We start from the raw sequence: 21,991 nt of genomic DNA, 5'->3' as shown, positions 1-21,991 counted from the left end.
CGAGCCGCGCAACACTGTTGATGAAGGAATATGAATGACGGATAAGTCGTGGACCGCCGCGAGTCGCCAGCAGGGCGCGCATCGTCCGGCCCGCATCGCATCGATCGATACGCATGCCCATGTATTCGAGCGCGGGCTGCCGCTCGCCCAGCAGCACCGCTATGCGCCCGACTACGATGCGCCACTGGACACCTACTTCGCACAACTCGACGCGAACCAGGTATCGCGCGGCGTGCTCGTGCAGCCCAGCTTTCTTGGCACCGATTGCGACTATTTGCTCGGTGCGCTGCGTCGCGCCTCTGACAGGCTACGCGGCGTCGCGGTGATCGAGCGCGATTGCGGAACCGATACCCTGACTGAAATGGCTCGAGCAGGCATCGCGGGAATCCGGCTAAACCTTATCGGACGTGCCGATCAGCCGCTCGACAGCTGGGTTAGCGCGCGCACGCTAGCGCATGTTAAAAAACTGGGATGGCACGTCGAAGTGCACGCGGAAGCTGCGAGGCTGCAAAGTATCGTCGAGCCGCTTCTGGAGGCCGAAATGAACGTGGTCGTGGACCATTTCGGCAGGCCCGATTCTGGCCTAGGTGCAGGCGACCCCGGGTTTCGCCGTCTTCTCGAGTTGGCTCACACACAGCGCGTGTGGGTCAAGGTATCGGGCGCATACCGGATTTGGCCGGACGATAACGGGGGTGGCAAGGAGATGCACGAGGCGTTCCGTCTCCTGAAAGCGGCCTTTGGCGTGCATCGCATGATGTGGGGCAGCGACTGGCCACATACGCAGTTCGAGGCACGCGAGCATTTTTCCCGTGCGCTACAACTGTTGTGCGCACTGATTCCGGATGAGGAAGAGCGCAGCGTGGTTCTGGCGGGCACACCAGCCAGCATCTACATGTTCGACGATATTTAGGTGACGATTCAACGATCAGGTAACAACATAACTGCAGCTGTCGCAAACAGCCCTTTCCTCATCAATCTTGCCGCGCGCCGACGCAACAGCCTACAGCTGGAACGTGCATGTCCTTTTTATTTGGCAGACGTGATCGGATGCAAAATGCGCGTCGGTAGAACTCGGTCAAAACCATAAATTCATTCATGACCCATCTAGATATACAACTGTTGCTGACAGCGCTGGTCAGCGTGCTGGTGCTGGTCGCACTCATCGTGTCGCGCATCAAGATGCACCCGCTTCTAGCCCTGCTCGTCGTTTCCATCGGCGTGGGCTTTGCAGCCGGCATGGAGCCGCAAAGCATCGTCAAGCACCTGATCAACGGCGCGGGCAAAACATTGGGCGCGGTGGGGATCGTGATCGCCCTGGGCGCCATGCTGGGCAAGATTCTTGCCGATGCTGGCATCACCGAGCAAATCGCCGAAGCCATTCTGAGTCGCGCCTCGGATCGGCTGATTCCCTGGGCCATGACGCTGGTGGCCTTCGTGGTGGGTATTCCCATGTTTTTCGAAGTGGGTCTGGTGGTCATGTTGCCCTTGATATTCAGCGTGGCGCGCAAGCTGGAAAGCCACGCTCGCTTCAAAGGCTCGGCTTATGTGTACGTCGGCGTCCCCGTGATCTCGGCTCTCGCCGCGATGCATGGCATGGTGCCGCCTCACCCTGGCCCTTTGACAGCCATCGCGACCCTTAAAACCTCGGTGGGCCCCACCATGCTGTACGGTTTTCTGGCGGCCATTCCGGCCATGATTCTGGGCGGCCCGCTCTATGGCGCATTCATCTCGCCGCGCATGAGGACCAAGCCCGACCAGGCCTTGCTGGACCAATTCACCCTCACCGAGAAGACTGGCGGTGGCCAGCGGCCCGGCGTCGGGCTCGGGGTGCTGGCAGCCTTGCTGCCCGCGATCTTGATGCTGGTTCATGCCGTCTCCGAAATGGCGCTGCCGAAGGGCACGCCGGCCCTGCATGTGGCCAGCTTTCTGGGCGATCCCTTGATCGCCATGCTGCTGGGTGTGCTGTTCGCCGCCGTGGCCTTGGTCCTCGCGCGCGGAGGCGATGCCGAAAAGCTTCGCGACGCACTAGGCAAGAGTCTCAAGCCGATTGCCTCCATCATCATGATCATTGCCGGAGGCGGCGCCTTCCAGCAAATGCTGACCAGTGCCAAGGTCGGCGATGCCATCGTGCATCTGACGCAGCAGTTCGCCTTTCCCCCGCTGATTCTTGGCTGGCTGATCGCCATGCTGCTCTCCGTCTCTACCGGCTCGGCCACCGTAGGTATCGTGGGCGCAGCCGGCTTGCTCGCGCCGCTGGCCGGCGCCGATCCCAGCCTGAGCTTGCCTTTGCTGGCCTTGTCCATTGGCTGCGGCTCGCTGTTTTTCAACTATGCCAACCATGCCGGCTTCTGGATGGTCAAGGAATCCTTTGGCATGACCATGGGCGAAGCCACCAAAACGATCTCGGTGGTTCAATCCATCGTGGCCGTGGTGGGCTTGATCATGGTGCTGATTTTCAACGTGGCAATTCCTGTTCATTGAATTGCGATTCATTCAGTGAACGGACCCACCTCTGTCTCGTTGTGGATAGGGGCATGTGTTAATCCCCCGGACGCGGCGCTCCTGGCCGACGAACGACGACTGTACGGATACACGAAAGGGCACCGGCTTACGGTGCCCGACGACTGTTAGCGACCGGCGCTCTGCCCGCCATCGACATGCAGAATTTCCCCCGTGATGAACGGTGCGGAGTCGAGGAATAGAATCGCGTCGGCGATATCGCTCATCTCGCCCATGCGCCCGAGCGGATGGAAGGCGCCCAGCGCTTCGTGGGTTTGCGGCGCGTGCATCGGCGACCTGATGATCCCTGGCGCGACCGCATTCACGCGGATTCCTTTCCCGGCATACTCGATCGCCAGCGACTTCGTGGCGGCGTTCAGACCACCCTTCGTCAGGCGGCCAGTACTGAATACACGCCACTGATCGCGGCGTCGGCGGTGCTGGAGGTGACGCTCACCACGTGGCCGCGCGAATGCTTTTCCATTTCGGTGATGGCGAGTTGCAATCGAGCTTGCGAAACGACGCCCTTCAATCAACCCTTTTTAGCCTGTGCCAGCCATTGGTCGAGACTGACGCGACCAATGCGCGCGTCGCCGAGCGGCACGAGCGACTGTTCCTCTACGCGGCCACCGTAGTACCGCGCGTCGCGATCTGTCACCACCGGGCGTGCGTCGCCTGCCGACTTCAGATAACGCGCGACGATCTCCGCGAAGGGCGCACGGTCTGGGCCGGCGATCTCGACTGTGCCGTTCAGCGCCGCGCCAGGCGCGATCTGCGCGAGGTTCGCCGCGACGTCGTCCGCGGCGATCGGCTGAAACAGCCCGTCGCCGACGCGCACCGTGCCGCCGTCCGTGCTGGAATCAGCAATCGCGCCGATGAACTCCATGAACTGGGTCGCGCGCACGATCGTGTACGGCACGCCCGCCGCCTCGATCACCTGTTCCTGCGCGACCTTGGCAACGAAATAGGCGTTCTCCGGCGTGCGGTCGCATCCGACGATGGATAGCGCGACGTGATGGGGTACCCCTGCGGCCACTTCAGCCTTGCCGAGGTTGCGCGCCGAGGCGCGGAAAAAATCGAGCACCGCCTGCGGCTCCCATGACGGCGCATTCGTCACATCCACTACGACGTCCGCTCCCGCGAGCGCGTCGCTCAGTCCATCGCCCGTCACGGCGTTCACGCCGGTACGCGGCGACGCGGCTAGCGCCTCGTGACCCGCCTCGTTGAGCAGCGCGACGACACGCGACCCGATCAGGCCGGAACCACCCATTACGACGATCTTCATGGCAGATTCTCCAGAGCAACAACAATGAACAATGAACAATGAATGCGCGGGTACGCCTGGCGGGAGTCGTATTGCGTGAAAGTGTTCGCGGCCGTCCCATCGCGTGAGGCTATTGTGGGAGACTCATGCCCTACCGATAAGTGCCAAGAATTGCCGATCCGACTAGTCCATGTCGTTTCCGCTTCCGTTGGCCGCGAGACCGTCATGACCTTGCCGACTCCCACTTTGATCATCGAAATCGATCGGCAGCAGCCGTTGCCGATCTATCTGCAGATCTGCGAGCGTTTCAGGACCGCGATCGCCTCGGGGCATCTGCGTCCCGGCGATCGCGTGCCGGCGCTGCGCGGCCTCGCGATGCAGTTGAGCACGGCGCGCGGCACGGTCGAACTGGCCTACTCGATCCTCGTCGACGAAGGCTACCTGCAGATGCGCGGCGCGGCGGGGACGTTCGTCTCGCCGACGCTGCCGGCATCGGTAATGCGCTCGCCGCGTGGGCAAGGTCCTCAGGACCGGCAAGCTCAACCGGGCGATGAAGGCACGGGCCCGCTGAATTCGCCAGACGCATCGCGCGGTGGTCAACCTGCGCCGCGCCAGTTGGCCATCGCCGTCGCCATGAGCGGCGAGCCGCGACCGCTGCAACCCGGGCTGCCCGCGCTCGACGCGTTCCCGAGCAAGGTATGGGACCGGCTCGTTGCGCAGCGCGCGCGCAGCGGCGGACGCGCGATGCTCGCGTACCCGGACCCGGCCGGCTACCGGCCGCTGCGCGAACATATCGCCACCTATCTCGGGCTGTCGCGCGGCGTGACCTGCGTGCCGGAACAGGTGTTCATTACCGGCGGCTACCGTGCGACGCTCGAGCTCGTGTTGCGCAGTCTCGCGCGCCCGAACGATCGCATGTGGTTCGAGGATCCGGGCTATCTGCTCGCGCGTGGTTTTCTGGTCGAAACCGGCGTGCAGCTCGTGCCGGTGCCAGTGGATGGCGAAGGGATCGACATCGAGCGCGGCACTCGACTGGACCCGGAGGCGCGCTTCGCACTGGTCACGCCGTCGCATCAGAGCCCGCTCGGACACACGCTGTCGCTGGCAAGACGCATCGCGCTGCTGGACTGGGCAGAAAAGGCGTCTGCCTGGATCATCGAGGATGACTACGACAGCGAGTTCCGTTATGCGGGCCGGCCATTGCCCGCTTTGAAAAGCCTTGACCGGCGCGATCGCGTGATCTATTGCGGCACGTTCAGCAAGGTGATGTTTCCCGGTTTGCGGCTCGCGTATGCGGTGGTCCCGGAGCGAGCTGTCGAGCGTGTGGCGCGGGTGGCACACAGCATGAACGCCGGCTCGCCGACGCTACTGCAGGCGGCCGCGGCCGATTTCATCCGGCACGGACATTTTGCCCGGCATCTGAAGCGGATGCGCGCGTTGTACGCAGAGCGGCGCATGCTGATCGTCCATGCGCTGGAGCAGGCGTTCGGGGAGCGGCTGATTGTCGATTTGCCGCCCGGTGGAATTCAGTTCGCGGTGCAATTACCAGAAGGTCCCGATGGCCCGGCCGACGATGTCGCCGTCGCCGCGCGCGCCCGGGAGCTCGGACTCGCGGTGCTGCCCCTTTCGATCTGGTACGCGAACGGCCGCGCGCCGCGCACGCCGCGCGGCCTCGTAATCGGCTTCGCGAACATCGCCGATGCGGGTGAAGCAGGCCGTCTCGCGCGAACGCTGCGCGCGTGTCTGGACGGCTGAGGCGCAGCAAGTGTGCAGTTCCCGCGAGCGTGACTGAAGGACCGCAATCCGGCCCGCACGGATCGGGTTCGCCGTACTGCCTTGCCTCGGTGTGTTCAGGACGCGACTCAGGGGTGCGTCTGAGGGGTAAGGAATTGGCTGAACCGTAGTTCGCCCTGCTGGCGTACCTCGAAGTTCACACCGGCGTCCGTAAGGATGAAAAGCGCCGTCGCGAGGGTGTTTTCTTCGTCAGGGTCGGCCGGGTCGTCGCGATATATCGGCAGGCCCGTGGGAGCCCTGTCCGACAGCACCTGCAGCAGGCTCGCGCCACTCATGTCGCCACCGGCCGCAAGCAGCAGATCGACCCGCGCCTGGCGGTCGCCTGACGAGCGCGTGACAATCTGCGCCTCAGCGTCGCACCCTGCATGGATCAGATGGTTCGCATGACCCGACCTACCGGTGACTTGCGAAACCGAGCAGCGTTTGACTGTCGCCTCGACGCTCATCAGCCGCTCATCGCCTACGCAGCCCAGCGTATGGTGAAAGCCACTTGCTCGTTGTACGTTATTGAGGACATGCACCGCGTTATCAAGCGAAGCCGCGTCGAGCACGGCGCGCGATAGGACCATGCGGGGCACGCCGACTGCCGGCTGTTTGATGCGGAGATTGTTGATCGCCTGAACAAGACCGGCACGATTGACGGCGAAGGTATGTCCTGGCAGCGAGCCAGGATAGTAAAAGCTGACGAACCCGGGCTTGCCGGTTGGCCGGATGTCCACCATGCAACACTTGTCGCGCAGGTAGGGGTCGCCGTCCTCGTTGTGCGCAATGAAGCGTGCGTCTGGCGTGCTTGCCGCTAGCGTAGTGCAACCGTCTGGCGCATGGTGAATCAGCTCCCCGCGGCAGTTCCAGATGAATGCGTCTTCCGCCGGCCAGCCGAGGCCGACCGCCATGCCATCGATTTCGACGACCTGATCCGGGTGCGTGGCTTCGGCGGCCTGGCGCAGGTCCTGCACGAACTGATGCCCGCGCCACTGTCTGACCGCCCGCCAGGCGGAGCTCTGTCCCATGTACGCGTCGATCACCGGACGCGCGGCTTGGCCAAGAGCAAGACCAATTTCATACGGCGAACCGGAGATGACCGTCGGTGCGAATGCTTGCATGTTGAACATGATCTCGCTCAGGCGACGTGTTTGAGAAAGTCTTTAAGCCGCGGCGTAGGCGGCCGTTCGACCAGTTCTATCGGTTCGCCATCCTGCGCAATCCCGCCTTGATCCATGAAAAGCAGGCGCGTGCCGACGCGCTTCGCAAATCCGATTTCATGCGTGACGACAATCATCGTCATGCCTTCAGTCGCCAGGTCCTGCATAACCTTCAGCACCTCATGCCGCAGTTCGGGGTCAAGGGCGGAAGTCGGCTCGTCGAAGAGCATCAGCTTCGGTCGAATGGCGAGCGCCCGCGCAATCGCCACACGCTGCTGCTGTCCGCCGGACAATTCGGACGGGAAGTGATTGGCCCGCGATTCGAGACCGACCTTGTCGAGCAGCGCCATCGCCTGGTCGCGGGCCTCGGCCCGCGAGGCTCCGCGCACCTGGATGGGGCCGAACATGACGTTCTCGAGCGCGGTCATCTGCGGGAACAGGTTGAACTGCTGGAAGACCATGCCGGCTTCCAGCCGGATGTTGCGAATGACCGACGCGTTGCCCTTGACACTCTGACCATCCACCAGCAACTCGCCGCCTGAGATCTTCTCCAACGCGTTGATACATCGAAGCATGGTGGACTTACCCGACCCGGAGGGCCCGACCACGACCACCACCTCGCCAGAGTCGATACTCAGATTGATGTCCTTGAGCACGGGCACATGGCCGAAGCTCTTCGATACACCGTGAAATTCGATCATGCTCATAGTATGCGCATCCTTCTTTCAACGAGACGCAGCGTGATTGTCATCACTCCCGTCAGGATCAGGTAGATGAGTGCCACGACGGTCCAGATTTCAACCGCCCGGAAATTCCCGGCAATGATCTCCTGCCCCTTGCGCGTCAGTTCACCCACACCAATGACGATGAACAGCGACGTGTCCTTCAGGCTGACGATGCACTGGTTGCCAAGCGGCGGAATCAGCCGGCGGAACGCCAGTGGTCCAACGATTTTCAGCAGCACCCGGGGCATCGACAGACCCATCGCCAGACCCGCTTCCGTGAGACCTCTGGAAATTGACAGCAATGCGCCACGTATGACTTCGCTCAGATAGGCTCCCGAGTTCACGGTGATGGCAATGATGGCGGCTGTCAGGGCGTCGACGCGGATATGCGCAAGCAACGGCAGTGCGAAGTACAGGAACATGACCTGCACCACAATCGGCGTGCCGCGGATCAGTTCAATGTAGATCTGGGCCAGAACGTTCAGTGCGGGGGGGCCGTACGCCCGGAACATGCCGGTGATCATGCCGACGATGAACCCACCGATGAGCCCGACAAAAGCAATGAATACCGTTAGCTTCACTCCCTCCAGCAGGTCCGGAAGTGCAGCCCAGATGGCTGACCAATCGAATTCCACAAATCGCTCCTGGTTGATTCGTCAACGGCGCGGCGACTGGCGCCGCGCCCTCATTGCGGACGGTTACGACTTGGGCGGCTCCGAACCGAACCATTTCTTGTACAGCTTGGCGTAGCGGCCATCCGCCTTGATTTTTATCAGTTCCTCGTTCACCTTCGGCACCAGCGGACTGCCCTTCGGGAAGCCAATTCCATATTTGTCACCACTGACCGGGGCGCCCGCCACCTTCACCTTGCCCTTGCCTTCGGTGTTCACGAAGTACAGGACGTTCGGCGTATCGTGCATTGCCGCATCGACGCGGCCTGCTTCCAGCGCCAGGTATGCTTCGTCGATGTTAGGAAACTGGCGGATTTCCTTCGGCTTCAGGTGTGCCTTGATCCAGTCGATTGTCGCCGTACCCGTCTTGGCGCCGATGATTTTTCCGTTCAGGTCGTTGATGGACTTGATGCTGGTGTTGTCGGCCTGGACCATGGCAGCGAGCCCGCTGTCGTAGTAGGGAGCCGAAAAGTCGATGGCCTTCTTGCGCTCTTCCTTGATGGTCATGCCCGACAGCGCCACATCGATGTTCTGGGTCTGGAGAGCTGGAATCAGGCCACTGAAATCCATCGGCTGGACCTTGTACTTCCAGCCTTGGTCCTTCGCGATTTCGGCCCACAGGTCGAGATCAAAGCCGACGTACTTGTCACCCTGCCTGAATTCGAACGGCATGAAAGAGGTGTCAGTGCCGACGATCAGTTCTTTGCTTTGCGCGTGCGCGAGGTTCGTTCCGAACATGGCAATGGCGACGACAGATATGAGGAAGGAACGACGTCCCATGGATATTCTCCGCAGTGATTGACGATGCCCCTCCGGGAGGCGGGGTACGAGCGACAACACCCTGGGTGCATTGCAACGTGCGGTGCAATATTCTTACGATGCACAACATATGTTGTCACGACCAATACTAGTACACCAAAAACAGTCGTCAATAAGAATTTAGTCGTGGGAAACCCTCGTTGAAAATGACAGCCGGTACGGCGACGGCGCGATTTGCGGGTAAACGCCACAATGCAACATTCGTTTCTTGTGCCTATATTGATAGCAACATACGTTGTGTCAATTCGTGGTTGTGATCCGGTTCACCGATGGAGTCTCCGATGGCATTTGAAACGCTTCTTTATGGCGTGCAGGACGGGATCGCCGAAATCCGGCTGAACCGTCCGCACCGTCTGAATGCAGTGACGCAAAAGCTTTACGACGAATTGAGCGAAGCGTTGACCATGGTCGAGGCGGATCGCGGCGTGCGGGTTGCCCTGCTTACGGGTGAGGGCCGGGCATTCTGCGCGGGCGCCGACCTCAAGGAACACAAGGCCGGCCGCACGCCCTTCGAGCGCCGCGAGTACCTGCGCGGCGAGCAGGTGGCCTGCAAGCGGCTTCTCACGCTCGGCAAGCCCGTGATCGCTGCGGTCAATGGTTTCGCGCTCGGCGCCGGAGCGGAAATCGCGATTGCGTCCGACTTCGTTCTGATGGCCGAAAGCGCGCAGATTGGGCTTCCGGAAATCAGCATCGGGAATTTTCTCGGCGGCGGCATCACGTACCTTCTGCCGCGCCTCGTTGGACTGGCAAAGGCGCGCGAACTCGTTTTTCTCGGCGAGCGCATCGATGGCGTGGAAGCGGCGCGGATCGGCCTGGCGAATCGGGTCTTTCCGGATGATGGATTCCTGCAGCACGCCCGGGAATTCGCGCGCAAGGTCGCGAGTAAAGCGCCGCACTCGATGCGGCTCGCCAAGGATCAACTCAACTTCGCGGGTGAACGGACCTTCGATGCTGCGTTGACCGCAGAACTCGAGGGCATGATGTTCTGCTCCACCACGCGGGATTGGCAGGAAGGTGTCGATGCGTTCGCCGAAAAGCGTGCACCGGTTTTCAAGGGGGAGTAAGCATGCCAGCCCGTAACTTGCGTGACGTGTTCTACCCGGATTCCATCGTCGTGGTCGGCGCTTCGAAGGACGAAACCAAGCGCGGCTTCCGGTCCATCCATAAGCTGCTTGAAGACGGCTTCCCCGGCACAATCTATCCGGTCAATCCGAAGGAATCGGAAATTCTCGGTTTGAAATGCTATGCAAGTATCGAGGAGATTCCACAGGCTTTCGATCTCGCGCTCGTCTGCACGCCGGCGAAGACACTTCCAGAGGTGATCGAACAATGCGGGAAGAAAGGCGCGAAGGGTGCGGTGGTGCTCGCCGGCGGATTCGCGGAGGCTGGGGAGCACGGCCGACTGCTTCAGGAACAGATGGTCAGCGTGGCGCGCCAGCACGGCGTTCGTATCGTGGGACCTAATACTTCGGGTATTTTCAACACCCACAGGAACTGCAACATCGTTGGCTTCAGCAACCTCAGGAAGGGTGACATCGGGCTCCTGTCACAGTCGGGCAACATGGCCTTGTCGCTGGTGACCGAGGCGCAGGCGAATGGTCAGATCGGCCTGTCGACCTATGTCGGTATCGGCAATGAGTCGGACATCCGGTTCCACGAATATCTCGACTACTTCGCGGATGACGAGAACACCAGGGTACTGGTTGCGTACGTCGAGGGAATGAAAGACGGCGCCGAATTTCTCGAAGGGTTGCGACGCATCACCCGCAAGAAACCAGTCGTGCTGTACAAGTCGGGCCGCACCAGTGCCGGCATCGTTTCGGCGAAATCGCACACCGGCGCACTTGCCGGCGACTATGCAGTGAGCGAGGGCGTTCTGCGCCAGGCCGGCGCCGTGCTGGCCACGAAATCCGACGAAATCATGTCGCTGGCCGAAGCGCTGGCGCTGCTCAAGCCGCTCAGGTCGCGTCGCGTGGCGGTGCTCGCCGACGGTGGAGGACACGCAACGATTGCCGCCGACTCGTTGAGCGAATCGGGACTCGTACTGGCGACGCTGTCCCCGCAATCGCGCTCACGCCTCGCGGCCCTCCTGCCGCCTGCGGCCGCGACCGCGAACCCCGTCGACGTGGCCGGCGGCACCGATTCAAACCCCGCCGTATTCGCCGAATGTGCGCAAATTCTCCTTGACGATGCGGATGTCGATGGTCTGCTGATTACAGGGCTCTATGGAGGATATGGCGTGCGTTTTTCGCAGTCGCTGACGCCCATCGAGATGGAAACTTCCGCCCGGATCGCGCGGATTCACAACGAATCGGGCAAGCCGGTGGTGGTTCACAGCCTCTACGGAAGCTTGTATGCCGATTTGCGTCCAGCCCCTCTGGCCTCGATTCGCACGGCGGGGGTTCCGGTCTACGACTCGCTGGAAATGGCCGTCCGCTGTCTTCAGGCGCTCGCCGAGGTCGGCGAAGCTCACACCAGAACCGAACGCCAGGCACCGATTCCAGCCAAACGGTCGAGCACTTTCGCGCGGATCGTGGACGTCTGCCGCGCCGAGAACCGCACCGTCGTCCTCGAACACGAGGCACGCCAGGCGCTGGCCGACGCCGGTGTTCCGATGACGGCGAAAGCGGTCCTTGCACGCAGCCCTGATGAAGCGGTAGAGGCATTCCGGCAGCTCGGCGAAGTCCCGGTCGCAATGAAAGTCGTGTCGCGCGACATCATTCACAAGTCCGACGCAGGCGGCGTCCAACTGGAGGTCGGCGATGTCGGCGCGGTCAGGCAGGCCTTCGACGTCATTCTTGCAAACAGCCGTCAATTCATCCAGGACCCGGACATCACTGGCGTGCTCGTGACACCCATGGCGCCGAAGGGAGGAGTCGAGGTCATCGTCGGTGTCGTGCGCGACCCAACCTATGGCCCAGTCATGATGTTCGGACTCGGCGGAATACTGGTCGAAGTGCTCAAGGATGTCGTGTTCCGCTCACTGCCTCTGAACGAAGGTGACGCGCATCAAATGCTCGAAGAGATACGGGCGGCCGAGATCCTGAACGGCGTTCGCGGCGCACCTCCCACCGATAAAAACGCGCTGGTCCAGTTGATGCTAGGCATCTCGGCATTGTGTACGGCATTTCCAGAAATCGAGGAACTGGATCTCAACCCGGTGATGGCCTACCCGTCGGGAGTCAGCATTCTCGATGCACGGATTCTGCTCGATGCCGCGTCGCAGACGGCAGCCATTGATCGAAAAGGGAGCCCGACATGACCTTGGTCCCAACTCTGACGGACGCGATCGTCACGCGCAGTGGACGCGTCGTGACATTGACGCTGAATCGTGACGACGTTCGCAACGAATTGACTGGCACAAAACTGGTCGACGACATAGAAAGGACAGTCGCGTGGATCAACGCGAACGAAGATGTGGCGGCCCTGATTATCACCGGAGCCGGCAAGGCGTTTTCGTCGGGCGGGAATATCAAGCATATGCTTCACCGTGAAGGCAGCTTCGGCGGTGACGTCTACGAGGTTCAGAACCGCTATCGTGCCGGGGTACAGCGAATTCCGCTGGCCCTGCAGAAGCTCGAAGTGCCGTCCATTGCCGCAATCAATGGAGCTGCCGTGGGCGCTGGTTTCGACCTCGCTTGCATGTGTGATATCCGGCTGGCGGTGCCGGACGCCATTCTGGGCGAGACGTTTATCAACGTTGGGATTATCCCGGGCGACGGTGGCGCCTGGTTCCTTCAGCGTCTCGTCGGGTACGAGCGCGCGGCCGAGCTCACGTTCTCGGGCCGCACCTTCAACGGCGAAGAAGCAAAGGCGATGGGCATTGTCCTTGACGTTGCGGCACCTGACGAGTTGCTCGACGCCGCGCAGCGTCTGGCGCAAGGCTTCGCCGGCAAGCCGCCTCGCGCACTGCGCCTGACCAAGCGGCTCATGAAGGCCGCACAGCGGATGGAACTCGCGGACTTCCTTGAGCACTGCGCCGTCTTCCAGGGCATGTGCCACAACACCGACGACCATATTGAAGCGCTCGCAGCAACACTCGAAAAGCGGCCACCCGTCTTCAAAGGGCATTAGTCTCATACGCCGAAGCATCGGTTGGTATTGGTGGCGCGAGGCGGCCATCCAACGAGCGTGACTGAAGGACCGCAATCCGGCCCGCACGAGACCATCATCGACAAGGGATTAGCTCGCCGCCATGCCTTTGTCCGCCAGTTCCTTTTTCGCGCTCTCGTTCTTGGTCAATTGCGTCAGGCCCATGCCGCGCAGAACGTTCGGAGCCTTGGTGAACTGAATGTTGTCGTAGCCCACGATCTCGATGCGATTGCCCCAGGGGTCGCGGAAATCCAGAAACGGACCGTCGATCGTCTCGACGCCGGCCGCCTCGAGGGCGGCGCGCGCCGCCTCCTTGTCATCGACGACGAGGCCGACATGCCGGCCGTCATCGGCGGCCTGTTTGCGCCCGGCCTGCAACGCGATGAATTGATCGCCAAGATCGATGAAGGCCATCGTTTTACTCTTGCCGCGCAACTGAAAGTCGAAGATGCGGCCATAAAATGCCAGCGCTTGCTCGATATCGCCGACTTCCAGCGCGACGTGGTTGAAGCCGATGACGCGCGGCCTGGTGGAGTTAGCCATTTAATCCTCCGCTTGCAATCAGGGGATTGCGTTCACAAACTCGGTTCGTCGCGTCGAACATCGCCGGTAAACGTTTCGTCAATGTCGACCGCTGCGCCGCCGGCTGTGCAATAGATCGGAAGCTCATCATATTTCCCGCTGAAACACGTAGAATGGATTATTGCCGGGCGTCGTAGACAGTATCTGGCCAGTACGACGCGCACGATTCTCGTTGGAGGAATGCCATGCCGACTTACCAGTACAGGTGCGACAAGTGCGGTCAGACGTTCGAACATGCCGAGCATCTTGCCGAGCATGAAACCGCCCATCCGCCCTGTCCGCAATGCGGAAGCGAGCAGGTTCAGCACATACCCACGCCATTTGTGCCAAAAACGTCCAGAAAGAGCTGAACTCTGTCTGACCGGGCGAAAGGTTCACCACCGCATCTAGCGCAGCAAATCAGGCGGCGCCCTTGCCCTTCTTCACTCGCTCGATCTGCTGCCTGGCCGCCTGATACACGGCGTCCGGCGTGAAGCCGAATTTCTTCTTCAGATCCGCAATCGGCGCCGACGCGCCGAACGTATGCATGACGACCTGCGCACCGAGCCGCCCCGTATACCGATCCCAACCGAGCGACGCGGCCTGCTCCACCGCGACGCGCGCTTCGATATCCGCGGGCAGCACCGACTCCTGATACGCGCTGTCCTTGCGCTCGAAGATGTCCCACGACGGCATCGACACGACGCGCGCCGCGATGCCCTCGCTCTTCAGCTTCTCGTACACATCGACGCAGATCGATAGCTCGCTGCCGGTCGCCATCAGGATCACCTCTGGCTTCTTGCCAGCGGGCGCATCCGCGAGCACATACGCACCGTGCTTGACGCCGCTCGCGGGCGCATAGCGGCTGCGGTCGAGCGTCGGCAGCGGCTGGCGCGACAAGACGATGCACGCCGGCCGATGCGGCTGCGTCAGCGCGACGCGCCATGCCTCGGCCGCTTCGTTCGCGTCGCCGGGACGCAGCAGCGTCAGGCCGGGCACGCCGCGCAGCGACGCGAGTTGCTCGATCGGCTGATGCGTCGGACCGTCTTCGCCGAGGCCGATCGAATCGTGCGTGAACACGTAGATTGCCGGCACTTCCATGATCGCGGACAGGCGGATCGGCGGCTTCATGTAGTCGCTGAAGAGCAGGAACGTCGAGCCGTACGCGCGCAGATTCGATAGCACGAGACCGTTGACCACCGCGCCCATCCCATGTTCGCGAATGCCGAAATGCAGATTGCGGCCGCCGTAGTTATCCGCCTCGAAGCTGCCGGCTCCTTCGAACTTCAGGTTGGTTTTCGTCGACGGCGACAGGTCCGCCGCGCCGCCGATCATCCACGGCACGCGCGCGGCAATCGCATTGAGCACCTTGCCCGACGATTCGCGCGTTGCGATGCCCTTCGGGTCCGCGTCGAAGCTCGGGATGTCGCTGTCCCAGCCCTGCGGCAATTCGTGCGCCTGCATCTGCGCGAACTCGCGCGCGAGATCCGCATACCGCTTTTGATAGCTGTCGAACTTCGTCTGCCATTGTTCGCGCGCCGCCTTGCCGCGTGCGCCGATGCCTTGCGCGAAGCGTTCGTGCACGCCGTCGGGCACGTAGAAAAAGTTGTCCTCCGGCCAGCCGTACACCTTCTTGGTCAGCGCGACTTCCTCGACGCCGAGCGCTTCGCCATGCGCGGATGCCGAGTCCTGCTTGTTCGGCGAGCCCCAGGCGATCACGCTGCGGACCACGATCAGCGTCGGCCGGTCGGTCACGCTCTTCGCTTCGACCAGCGCCTTTTCCAGCGCGGCGGCGTCGTTGGCATCGTCGACGTGCAGCGTGTGCCAGTTGTAGCCGCGAAAGCGGCTTTCCACATCGTCGCTATACGCGAGGTCGGTATGGCCTTCGATCGTCACGCGATTGCTGTCGTAAATCCAGATCAGGTTCGACAGCTTCAGATGCCCGGCGAGCGAGGCCGCTTCGTGCGAGACGCCTTCCATCAGGTCGCCGTCGCCGCACAGCGCGTACACGCGGTAGTCGAACAGCGGCGCGTCCGCGCGGTTGAAGTGGCTCTCGTGCCAGCGCCCGGCCATCGCCATGCCGACGCTGTTGCCGAGCCCTTGCCCTAGCGGTCCCGTGGTGGTTTCGACGCCGGTCGTCATCCGGTACTCGGGGTGGCCAGGCGTCCTGCTGTCGATCTGGCGGAAATGCTCGATGTCGTCGAGCGATACGGCCGGCGCGCCGGTCGGCTTGCCATGTTCGTCGACCGCCTTCACATTGGCCAGATGCAGCAGCGAATACAGCAGCATCGACGCATGCCCGACCGACAGCACGAAGCGATCGCGATTCGGCCACAACGGCTCGTCCGGGTCGTAACGTAGATGGTTTTGCCACAGGTGATAGGCGAGCGGCGCGAGCGCCATCGGCGTGCCGGGGTGGCCGGAATTGGCTTTCTGCACGGCGTCCATCGACAGCGTGCGGATCGTGTTGATGCACAACTGATCGAGGGCGGGATCGTTTTGCATGGGACGCTCCTTGTTCGGCGATTCGGAAGACGGCCGGCACGCGCCGCGTGGCGCGCGGACGAAAGCGCGAGGGAAAAACGCGGCGAAGCCCACCGATGATGCGCCTAACCGCGCAACTCTGCACGCAGCGCCGCCACCAGAAAGTTGCTTCGCGAACGACGAAGTTCAGGCCGCATGCAGCCAAAGCTCGACCACGGGACCATGCTTGCCGTCGATCGGATCGAGCGGCGGAAACGGCAACGCCAGCATCTCGGCGGTTTCCTGCTGCGTCAGCGCTTCGCGGCGAATGTCCCACTGCTGCCCTAACGGATAGCCCGCCACCACCTGAAAATGCCGTTCGAACGATTGCAGACAATGGCCGGTGCCGGCCGGCAGCAGCAGCACGTCGCCCGCGCGCACCGTCACGACGCGTCCGCGCGGCCCGCCGACGATCACCTCGGCGCTGGCCTCGGTGACGCCGAGCACCTCGTGGGCCGTCGCGTGAAAGTGATGGAAGTCGAAGATGCTGTTGCGCCATTGCGGGGGCCATGCATTGCGCTCGAACAGGATTTCGAACGCGGCGGCCAGATTGCCGCTGCCGGGTGACAGCGCGCGCCGGTACAGCACGACCGGCAACTTGCTGTTGTTCGGTACCCAGTCGTGCGGCTCCAGCATGAACGCTTCGAATTCGGTCTTGGCGGCGTCGAAGCCGTGCCTGGACTCATTGAACATGGTTGGCTCCTCGCCTGTGATGCGCTTGCCGCGAATTTGCCGTCGACCGCACGGCTAGCCTCCGCCGATGCCCTGCAGCACTTTGCCCGTGCCGCCGCATAGTGTGCAGCGGCTTCCCTCGACCTTGCCGGTGCCGTGGCACGCGCGGCACAGGTCTTCGCCAGCGCCCGGCGTGTTGGGTGGCGCTTCGTCGCCGGGGTTCATCGGTTCGGTAGGATTGTCCGGTTGCATGCGCTTTCTCCGGTTACGTGTTGATGGATTTCATTCACGGGCTGCCACGCAACGCGGCGCGTCATTGCTCGCCCGGCTGCTTGCGATGCGATTCGCGCCCGCCGCCGCCCGGCGGCTCGGCGTGCTCGCCCGTGCCGAGCGGCACTTCGGCGCCGTGCCGCGGCCGCTCGCTCGAACGGGGCGGATTGGTCGCTTTGTCCACGCCGGTCTGCTCGACCGGTTCGATGCCGAGCGGACTCGGCTCGACGTAGTGCGTGCCGCTCGGCTTGTTGCGGGCTTTGACTTCGTCGGACATCGGAGGCCCGCCGCGGTTGTCCGACGGCGCGGGCTGCTTGCCGCCTGCCGCCACGCCCTGCTGCCGGGAGTCTGTCGATCGGGGATTCTGCATGACGCCCTCCTCGTTGGTTCCGCCGTCGATTCGCGTCGTTGCACGCTGCGTCGAACGGGCATCTGGTTCATGCAGCAACAATCGCGCCTCAGCCGCGAAGCGCGCACACGACGCGACGGGCACGGCCGTTGCGACGTCGAATGCAGGCGCATCGCATGGTGTCTTTGTAAAAAAGGAGAACCGAAAGGAGAACTTCATGAGCATCGCGACTATTCGCGTGTCCGACGAACATCCGGACGATCCTGCGCGCGGCAGCACGAATTCGCCGTCGCTCGGCGGCATGCCTTGATGACGCCCGCGCGCCTCGCACGAGAAGCGCGAGGCCGGCTCTGCCGGCTCAGCTTTCCGGCGCCGCGCGATCGGCCGCGACGATCCCACGGCCGTACGCGATCGCGGCGCGCCGTGCTTCGTCGGCGGTCGCGTAGGGGCCGATCTGCGGAGCACCGTCGAACGGAAAAAGGATCCTCCTGTCCGCTTTCCTCACTACCTTCAATCCACCTATGTAGCGGCCGTCGCCTGTTCCGTGATAGCTGGCGAAAATCTCGAACTCGTCGTCAGCAACGTCGGCCTTGTGTCGGGCCATATGCGTTCCTCGTGCTGTGCTTTGCGGGGGCGATGTCCGGTGTGAGCGGCGCGCGCGCGGTCATCGCGATGCGGCGCGCGTGCCCGCTGTCAGCAATTGCCGTTCCACGCGTACGACGCCCGTTACGCCGCGGCACGAGCGTTGCGCGTATCAACGAAGACCCGATGGAGAGCTTGATGGATTTACCTGACACGACCTTGCATCTGCACACGCCGATGCCGCCCGAAGTCGACCCCGACATCCCGCCGAAGACGCCGCCGCCGAACATCGACCCCGATCCGGTCCCCGACGATCCGCCCGGCAATCCCGACCCGCCACCCGAAGGCGATCCGCCAGAGGCGCCGCCGCCGGTGCGCGCATGACGCCGGCGTGCGCCGCGCGTCGAATATCAAGCGCTGAAATCGCGAGACGATCGGCGTCGCGAAACGGCGCCTCGTCAGAACTGATGCATCATCCCGACATAAGCGCCGGTCTGCGATTCACCGACGGGCGGATTCGTATTGGTTGGTCGTCGAATCGCGCGGTGCGGCCTCGAGCGAAAAGTTCGAGTTGCTGCCGTTGCGCACGTAGCCGAACGTGCCGTACAGGAAGGTGCGCGATACATGGAGCGCGCCCGGACGACGCGGCGCTAGCGCGCCGCCCGCGGCATCGTCGCGATCGGAATCAGGAATTCCGACACGCCGGTCAGGATGATCTGCACACCGATGCACAGCAGCAGGAACGCCGACACCCGCAAGGCGACCTTGGTGCCCTCGACGCCGAGATAGCGCGCCAACACGGTCGCGCGGCTATAGATCAGATACACGGTGACGGCCACCGCGAACGTGATCGCGACCGACGCGATGCTCGACATCACGAACGCCGACAGCTTGTGCGTGCGATTCGCGGAAAGCGCGATCGCGGTCGCGATCGAACCGGGCCCGGTGGTCAGCGGCACGGTCAGCGGAAAGAAAGCACGCGACATCGCGTTCTCGGCGTCGACGCGCTTGACACCCGTTTGCTCGAGCGCTGGCGTATCGGGCGCATTGAGCATCTGCCAGCCGCCCACCGCAAGCGCGAGCCCGCCGCCGATGCGCAGCGCTTCCATTGAAATACCGAAGAAATGCAGGATCGGCGTGCCGATGAAGAACGCCACCAGCAGCACGCAGGCGGCGTTGATCGCGATCTTGCGGGCGAGCGCGTTGCGCTCGTCGAGGGTCAACGACGCGGTTCGGTCCAGAAACACAAACGCGCCGCCGAACGGATTGATGATGCTGATCAAGCCGGTGAAGCCAAACAGAATGTCCGAGATCAGACTTTCGACCATGTGCGTGTCCGTGCGTCTGTGTTTGTCTGCGTGCGTCTGCGTGCGCTTGCGCGGGTTCGCGCTAACAGTGATGAAGCCGGCACCCATCGCGCGGTCCGGGAATGCTGCAATGCTCGCAGATGATATCGCGGCGCGCCCGTCATCCTTGCAAAAAGGCCGCGCCGCAACTTGCGCGCCGCCGCGCGTCCTGCCTTGCGGTGCAGCAACCCGGGCCGGGAAGATGCATCTGCAACGGTCGAAGTCCTGACATTTATTTTGACCTGCTTTACGGGACCGAAGTATCCGGCATACAGTCGTCAGCGAAGCCCGGAATTTCAACGACACATACCTACTGGTTCGAGGAGTTGCCCACATGCTGCTTCGAGTTCTTGCCGCACTGCCGTTCATCGGCATGCTGGTCGGCATTGCGTTTGTCAATCGGGTCGAGCCGCTCGTGCTCGGCATGCCGTTCGTGCTGGCCTGGATCGTCATGTGGGTAGTGTTGAGCGCGATCATCATGGCGATCATCTACCACCTCGATCCGACCAACCGACACGTCGCCACCGCTGCCGAGGAGGCTCGCTCATGAGCGCACTCGTCATCATCGCCGCGGTCACGCTGTTCGCGCTGTTCCTCGGCGTGCGCGCAAGGCGCGGCCACGACATGAACCTCGAGCAGTGGAGCGTGGGCGGCCGCAGCTTCGGCACCGCGTTCGTGTTCCTGCTGATGGCCGGCGAAATCTATACGACCTTCACGTTCCTCGGCGGCAGCGGCTTCGCGTACGGCAAGGGCGCGCCGGTCTACTACATCCTCGCCTACGGCACGCTCGCGTACATCCTGTCGTACTGGATGCTGCCGCCGATCTGGCGCTACGCGAAAACGCACCACCTCGTGTCGCAGCCGCACTTCTTCACGCGCAAATACGATAGTCCGGCGCTCGGCACGCTGGTCGCGCTGGTCGGCGTGACCGCGCTGATTCCGTATCTGGTGCTGCAACTGAAGGGCCTCGGCATCATCGTTGCGACCGCGTCGTACGGTGTGATCACGTCGACAGCGGCGATCTGGATCGGCGCGATCGTCGTGACCTCTTACGTGATCGTGTCGGGCGTGCGCGGCTCCGCGTGGAACTCGGTGGTCAAGGACCTGCTGATTCTCGCGATCGTGCTGTTCCTCGGCATCTATCTGCCGCTGCATTACTACGGCGGCTTCGGCGAGATGTTCCGCACGATCGACGCCGCGCGTCCTGGCTTCCTGACCTTCCCGGCGCGTGGCTCAAGCGTCGTGTGGTTCCAGTCCACGGTGCTGCTGACCGCGCTCGGCTTCTTCATGTGGCCACACACGTTCGGCTCGATCTTCACGGCGAAGGACGAGCGGATCTTCCGCCGCAATGCCGCGATCCTGCCGCTCTATCAGTTGATCCTGCTGTTCGTGTTCTTCGTCGGCTTCGCGGCGACGCTGCGCGTGCCGGGCCTGAAGGGCGCCGACATCGACCTGTCGCTGTTCCGCCTGTCGCTGCAGACCTTCGATCCATGGTTCATCGGCGTGATCGGCGCGGCCGGTATCCTGACCGCGCTGGTGCCGGGCTCGATGATCCTGACTGCGGCATCGACGCTGCTCGCCAACGACGTCTATCGCGGCATGGTGAACCGCAACGCGTCGGATGCGTCGGTCGCGACGATCGCGCGCGTCCTCGTGCCGGTCGTGGCGCTGGTTGCGGTCGGCTTCACCCTGAACGGCGGCGAAACCATCGTCGCGCTACTGCTGATGGGCTACAGCTTCGTCACGCAGCTTTTCCCGGCGGTGATTTGCAGCCTGTTTCCACGCAACCGCGCGACCAAACAAGGCGCGTTCTGCGGCATCGTCGCGGGTGTCGCGGTGGTTACGCTGAGCACGACGCTGCACTGGAGCGTCGGCCAACTGATGCCGTTCCTGCCCGATGCGTTGAAGGACGTCAACATCGGCTTCGTCGCGCTCGCGGTGAACGTGATCGTGTTCGCGATCGTCAGCGCGGTTACACAGCCGAGCGCGGCCGAGCAGGAAAAGCACGCGTCGGTGCATTGAATGTCCTACGTTCTGTACTACTCGCCCGGCGCGGCCAGTATGGCCGTGCATTGGATGCTGCTCGAAATCGGCGTGCCGTTCGAAGCGCGGCTCGTCGATATCGACGCCGGCCAGCAGCACGATCCCGAGTATCTGCGTCTGAATCCGGCCGGCCGCGTGCCGACGCTGATCGTCGATGGCGAGCCGCGGCATGAATCGGCCGCGCTGCTGATGCTGCTCGCGGAGCGCCACGCCGAGGCCGGCCTTGCGCCCGCGCCGGGGTCGGTCGCACGCGCGGAATGGCTCGAATGGATGATCTACCTCGCGAACACGCTGCTGCCCGCGATGCGCGACTGGTTCTACGCCGGCAGCGACGGCGACCCGGCTGGCGCCGACGCGGTGCGCGCGCTCGCGCGGCACCGCATCGAGCAGGCGTGCGCGCGGCTCGACACGCATTTCGCCGACGGCCACGGCTACCTCGCGGGCGGCAAGCTCAGCACCGCCGACCTGCTCGCGCTCGTGCTGATGCGCTGGACCCGCAACATGCCGCGCCCGGCGACAGAGGGCTGGCCGCATCTCGCGAGCTATATCCGCAGGCTGCGCGCACGGCCCGCGTTTATCGAACTCAATGAGCGGGAGAAGCTGACCGAGTGGCGCAACGACGATCAGTGACGCTCGCGC

The 21,991-nt window shown here is 63.0% G+C and carries 23 protein-coding genes and 2 pseudogenes; 11 read left to right on the top strand and 14 right to left on the bottom strand.

Annotated elements, in window-relative coordinates:
- Window positions 1-34: 34 nt before the first annotated feature.
- Both F6X42_RS10970 and F6X42_RS10965 read left to right on the top strand, forming a co-directional pair.
- Window positions 35-910 (top strand): amidohydrolase family protein, encoded by an 876-nt coding sequence (locus tag F6X42_RS10970; RefSeq protein ID WP_187634225.1) that lies wholly within the window; start codon window positions 35-37, stop codon window positions 908-910.
- Window positions 911-1,095: 185 nt separating this feature from the next.
- Window positions 1,096-2,481 (top strand): GntP family permease, encoded by a 1,386-nt coding sequence (locus tag F6X42_RS10965; protein WP_187634224.1) that lies wholly within the window; start codon window positions 1,096-1,098, stop codon window positions 2,479-2,481.
- Between the two features lie 146 nt (window positions 2,482-2,627).
- On the opposite strand, the pseudogene F6X42_RS10960 reads toward F6X42_RS10965, so the two are convergent.
- A pseudogene (locus F6X42_RS10960) lies at window positions 2,628-3,001 on the bottom strand (SDR family NAD(P)-dependent oxidoreductase); the annotation flags it as partial.
- Between the two features lie 30 nt (window positions 3,002-3,031).
- On the bottom strand, window positions 3,032-3,784 hold the full coding sequence (locus F6X42_RS10955; RefSeq protein WP_187634223.1) for an SDR family oxidoreductase: 753 nt from the start codon (window positions 3,782-3,784) through the stop codon (window positions 3,032-3,034).
- A 204-nt stretch (window positions 3,785-3,988) separates the two neighbouring features.
- Between F6X42_RS10955 and pdxR the strand changes: the two genes are divergently transcribed.
- Window positions 3,989-5,518 carry a MocR-like pyridoxine biosynthesis transcription factor PdxR gene (pdxR, locus tag F6X42_RS10950; protein ID WP_187634222.1) on the top strand — a complete coding sequence of 510 codons (1,530 nt, stop codon included), beginning with the start codon at window positions 3,989-3,991 and terminating at the stop codon, window positions 5,516-5,518.
- Between the two features lie 107 nt (window positions 5,519-5,625).
- Here pdxR and F6X42_RS10945 read toward each other — a convergent pair whose 3' ends face one another.
- From F6X42_RS10945 to glnH, 4 genes are all read right to left on the bottom strand, one after another.
- A complete protein-coding gene (locus F6X42_RS10945) occupies window positions 5,626-6,660 on the bottom strand; it encodes a C45 family autoproteolytic acyltransferase/hydrolase (protein ID WP_187634276.1) in 1,035 nt (344 codons plus the stop codon).
- Between the two features lie 17 nt (window positions 6,661-6,677).
- Window positions 6,678-7,406: a glutamine ABC transporter ATP-binding protein GlnQ gene (gene glnQ / locus F6X42_RS10940; protein WP_187634221.1), complete on the bottom strand. Its 729-nt coding sequence runs from the start codon at window positions 7,404-7,406 to the stop codon at window positions 6,678-6,680.
- Window positions 7,403-8,059, bottom strand: coding sequence for a glutamine ABC transporter permease GlnP (glnP, locus tag F6X42_RS10935; RefSeq protein WP_187634220.1), 657 nt, complete (start codon window positions 8,057-8,059; stop codon window positions 7,403-7,405). Before glnP ends, glnQ begins: the two co-directional genes overlap by 4 nt.
- A 63-nt stretch (window positions 8,060-8,122) precedes the next feature.
- Window positions 8,123-8,875: a glutamine ABC transporter substrate-binding protein GlnH gene (gene glnH, locus F6X42_RS10930; protein WP_187634275.1), complete on the bottom strand. Its 753-nt coding sequence runs from the start codon at window positions 8,873-8,875 to the stop codon at window positions 8,123-8,125.
- A gap of 308 nt (window positions 8,876-9,183) precedes the next feature.
- Here glnH and F6X42_RS10925 point away from each other — a divergent pair, with 308 nt between their 5' ends.
- Genes F6X42_RS10925 through F6X42_RS10915 form a run of 3 tightly spaced genes read left to right on the top strand, consistent with a single transcriptional unit; the run spans window position 9,184 to window position 12,988 of the window.
- Window positions 9,184-9,978, top strand: coding sequence for an enoyl-CoA hydratase/isomerase family protein (locus F6X42_RS10925; RefSeq protein ID WP_246530042.1), 795 nt, complete (start codon window positions 9,184-9,186; stop codon window positions 9,976-9,978).
- A 2-nt stretch (window positions 9,979-9,980) separates the two neighbouring features.
- Window positions 9,981-12,176, top strand: coding sequence for an acetate--CoA ligase family protein (locus F6X42_RS10920; protein ID WP_187634218.1), 2,196 nt, complete (start codon window positions 9,981-9,983; stop codon window positions 12,174-12,176).
- Window positions 12,173-12,988 carry an enoyl-CoA hydratase-related protein gene (locus F6X42_RS10915; RefSeq protein ID WP_187634217.1) on the top strand — a complete coding sequence of 272 codons (816 nt, stop codon included), beginning with the start codon at window positions 12,173-12,175 and terminating at the stop codon, window positions 12,986-12,988. The genes F6X42_RS10920 and F6X42_RS10915 overlap by 4 nt, the downstream gene beginning before the upstream one ends.
- A 108-nt stretch (window positions 12,989-13,096) precedes the next feature.
- Here F6X42_RS10915 and F6X42_RS10910 read toward each other — a convergent pair whose 3' ends face one another.
- Entirely contained in the window at window positions 13,097-13,549 is a 453-nt protein-coding gene (locus tag F6X42_RS10910; RefSeq protein WP_187634216.1) for a VOC family protein, read from the bottom strand.
- A gap of 224 nt (window positions 13,550-13,773) precedes the next feature.
- Between F6X42_RS10910 and F6X42_RS10905 the strand changes: the two genes are divergently transcribed.
- Window positions 13,774-13,938: an FmdB family zinc ribbon protein gene (locus F6X42_RS10905; RefSeq protein ID WP_187634215.1), complete on the top strand. Its 165-nt coding sequence runs from the start codon at window positions 13,774-13,776 to the stop codon at window positions 13,936-13,938.
- Window positions 13,939-13,987: 49 nt separating this feature from the next.
- On the opposite strand, the gene tkt is transcribed toward F6X42_RS10905, so the two are convergent.
- The 5 genes from tkt to F6X42_RS10880 form a co-directional block, all read right to left on the bottom strand.
- Window positions 13,988-16,072, bottom strand: a complete 2,085-nt coding sequence (gene tkt / locus F6X42_RS10900) for a transketolase (protein ID WP_187634214.1) — start codon at window positions 16,070-16,072, stop codon at window positions 13,988-13,990.
- 165 nt (window positions 16,073-16,237) lie between these two features.
- Window positions 16,238-16,783: a cupin gene (locus tag F6X42_RS10895; protein ID WP_187634213.1), complete on the bottom strand. Its 546-nt coding sequence runs from the start codon at window positions 16,781-16,783 to the stop codon at window positions 16,238-16,240.
- A 54-nt stretch (window positions 16,784-16,837) separates the two neighbouring features.
- Window positions 16,838-17,014 carry a hypothetical protein gene (locus tag F6X42_RS10890; RefSeq protein WP_187634212.1) on the bottom strand — a complete coding sequence of 59 codons (177 nt, stop codon included), beginning with the start codon at window positions 17,012-17,014 and terminating at the stop codon, window positions 16,838-16,840.
- 61 nt (window positions 17,015-17,075) lie between these two features.
- Entirely contained in the window at window positions 17,076-17,402 is a 327-nt protein-coding gene (locus F6X42_RS10885) for a hypothetical protein (protein WP_187634211.1), read from the bottom strand.
- A 337-nt stretch (window positions 17,403-17,739) separates the two neighbouring features.
- Window positions 17,740-17,985: a DUF6723 family protein gene (locus F6X42_RS10880; protein WP_187634210.1), complete on the bottom strand. Its 246-nt coding sequence runs from the start codon at window positions 17,983-17,985 to the stop codon at window positions 17,740-17,742.
- Between the two features lie 176 nt (window positions 17,986-18,161).
- On the opposite strand from F6X42_RS10880, the gene F6X42_RS10875 reads away from it, so the two are divergent.
- Window positions 18,162-18,347, top strand: coding sequence for a hypothetical protein (locus F6X42_RS10875; RefSeq protein ID WP_187634209.1), 186 nt, complete (start codon window positions 18,162-18,164; stop codon window positions 18,345-18,347).
- Window positions 18,348-18,421: 74 nt separating this feature from the next.
- On the opposite strand, the pseudogene F6X42_RS10870 reads toward F6X42_RS10875, so the two are convergent.
- Window positions 18,422-18,581: pseudogene (locus F6X42_RS10870) on the bottom strand (porin); the annotation flags it as partial.
- 32 nt (window positions 18,582-18,613) lie between these two features.
- A complete protein-coding gene (locus tag F6X42_RS10865) occupies window positions 18,614-19,291 on the bottom strand; it encodes a MarC family protein (protein WP_187634208.1) in 678 nt (225 codons plus the stop codon).
- 352 nt (window positions 19,292-19,643) lie between these two features.
- On the opposite strand from F6X42_RS10865, the gene F6X42_RS10860 reads away from it, so the two are divergent.
- Genes F6X42_RS10860 through F6X42_RS10850 form a run of 3 tightly spaced genes read left to right on the top strand, consistent with a single transcriptional unit; the run spans window position 19,644 to window position 21,982 of the window.
- Complete coding sequence (locus F6X42_RS10860) at window positions 19,644-19,859, top strand: DUF3311 domain-containing protein (RefSeq protein WP_187634207.1); 216 nt, start codon at window positions 19,644-19,646, stop codon at window positions 19,857-19,859.
- On the top strand, window positions 19,856-21,331 hold the full coding sequence (locus F6X42_RS10855) for a sodium:solute symporter family protein (protein WP_187634206.1): 1,476 nt from the start codon (window positions 19,856-19,858) through the stop codon (window positions 21,329-21,331). The genes F6X42_RS10860 and F6X42_RS10855 overlap by 4 nt, the downstream gene beginning before the upstream one ends.
- Entirely contained in the window at window positions 21,332-21,982 is a 651-nt protein-coding gene (locus F6X42_RS10850; protein WP_187634205.1) for a glutathione S-transferase family protein, read from the top strand.
- Window positions 21,983-21,991 lie beyond the last annotated feature (9 nt).

This window comes from Paraburkholderia podalyriae (assembly GCF_014397785.1).
In the GTDB taxonomy this organism is placed as follows: domain Bacteria; phylum Pseudomonadota; class Gammaproteobacteria; order Burkholderiales; family Burkholderiaceae; genus Paraburkholderia; species Paraburkholderia podalyriae.
This window is presented reverse-complemented; position numbering and strand designations above follow the sequence as displayed.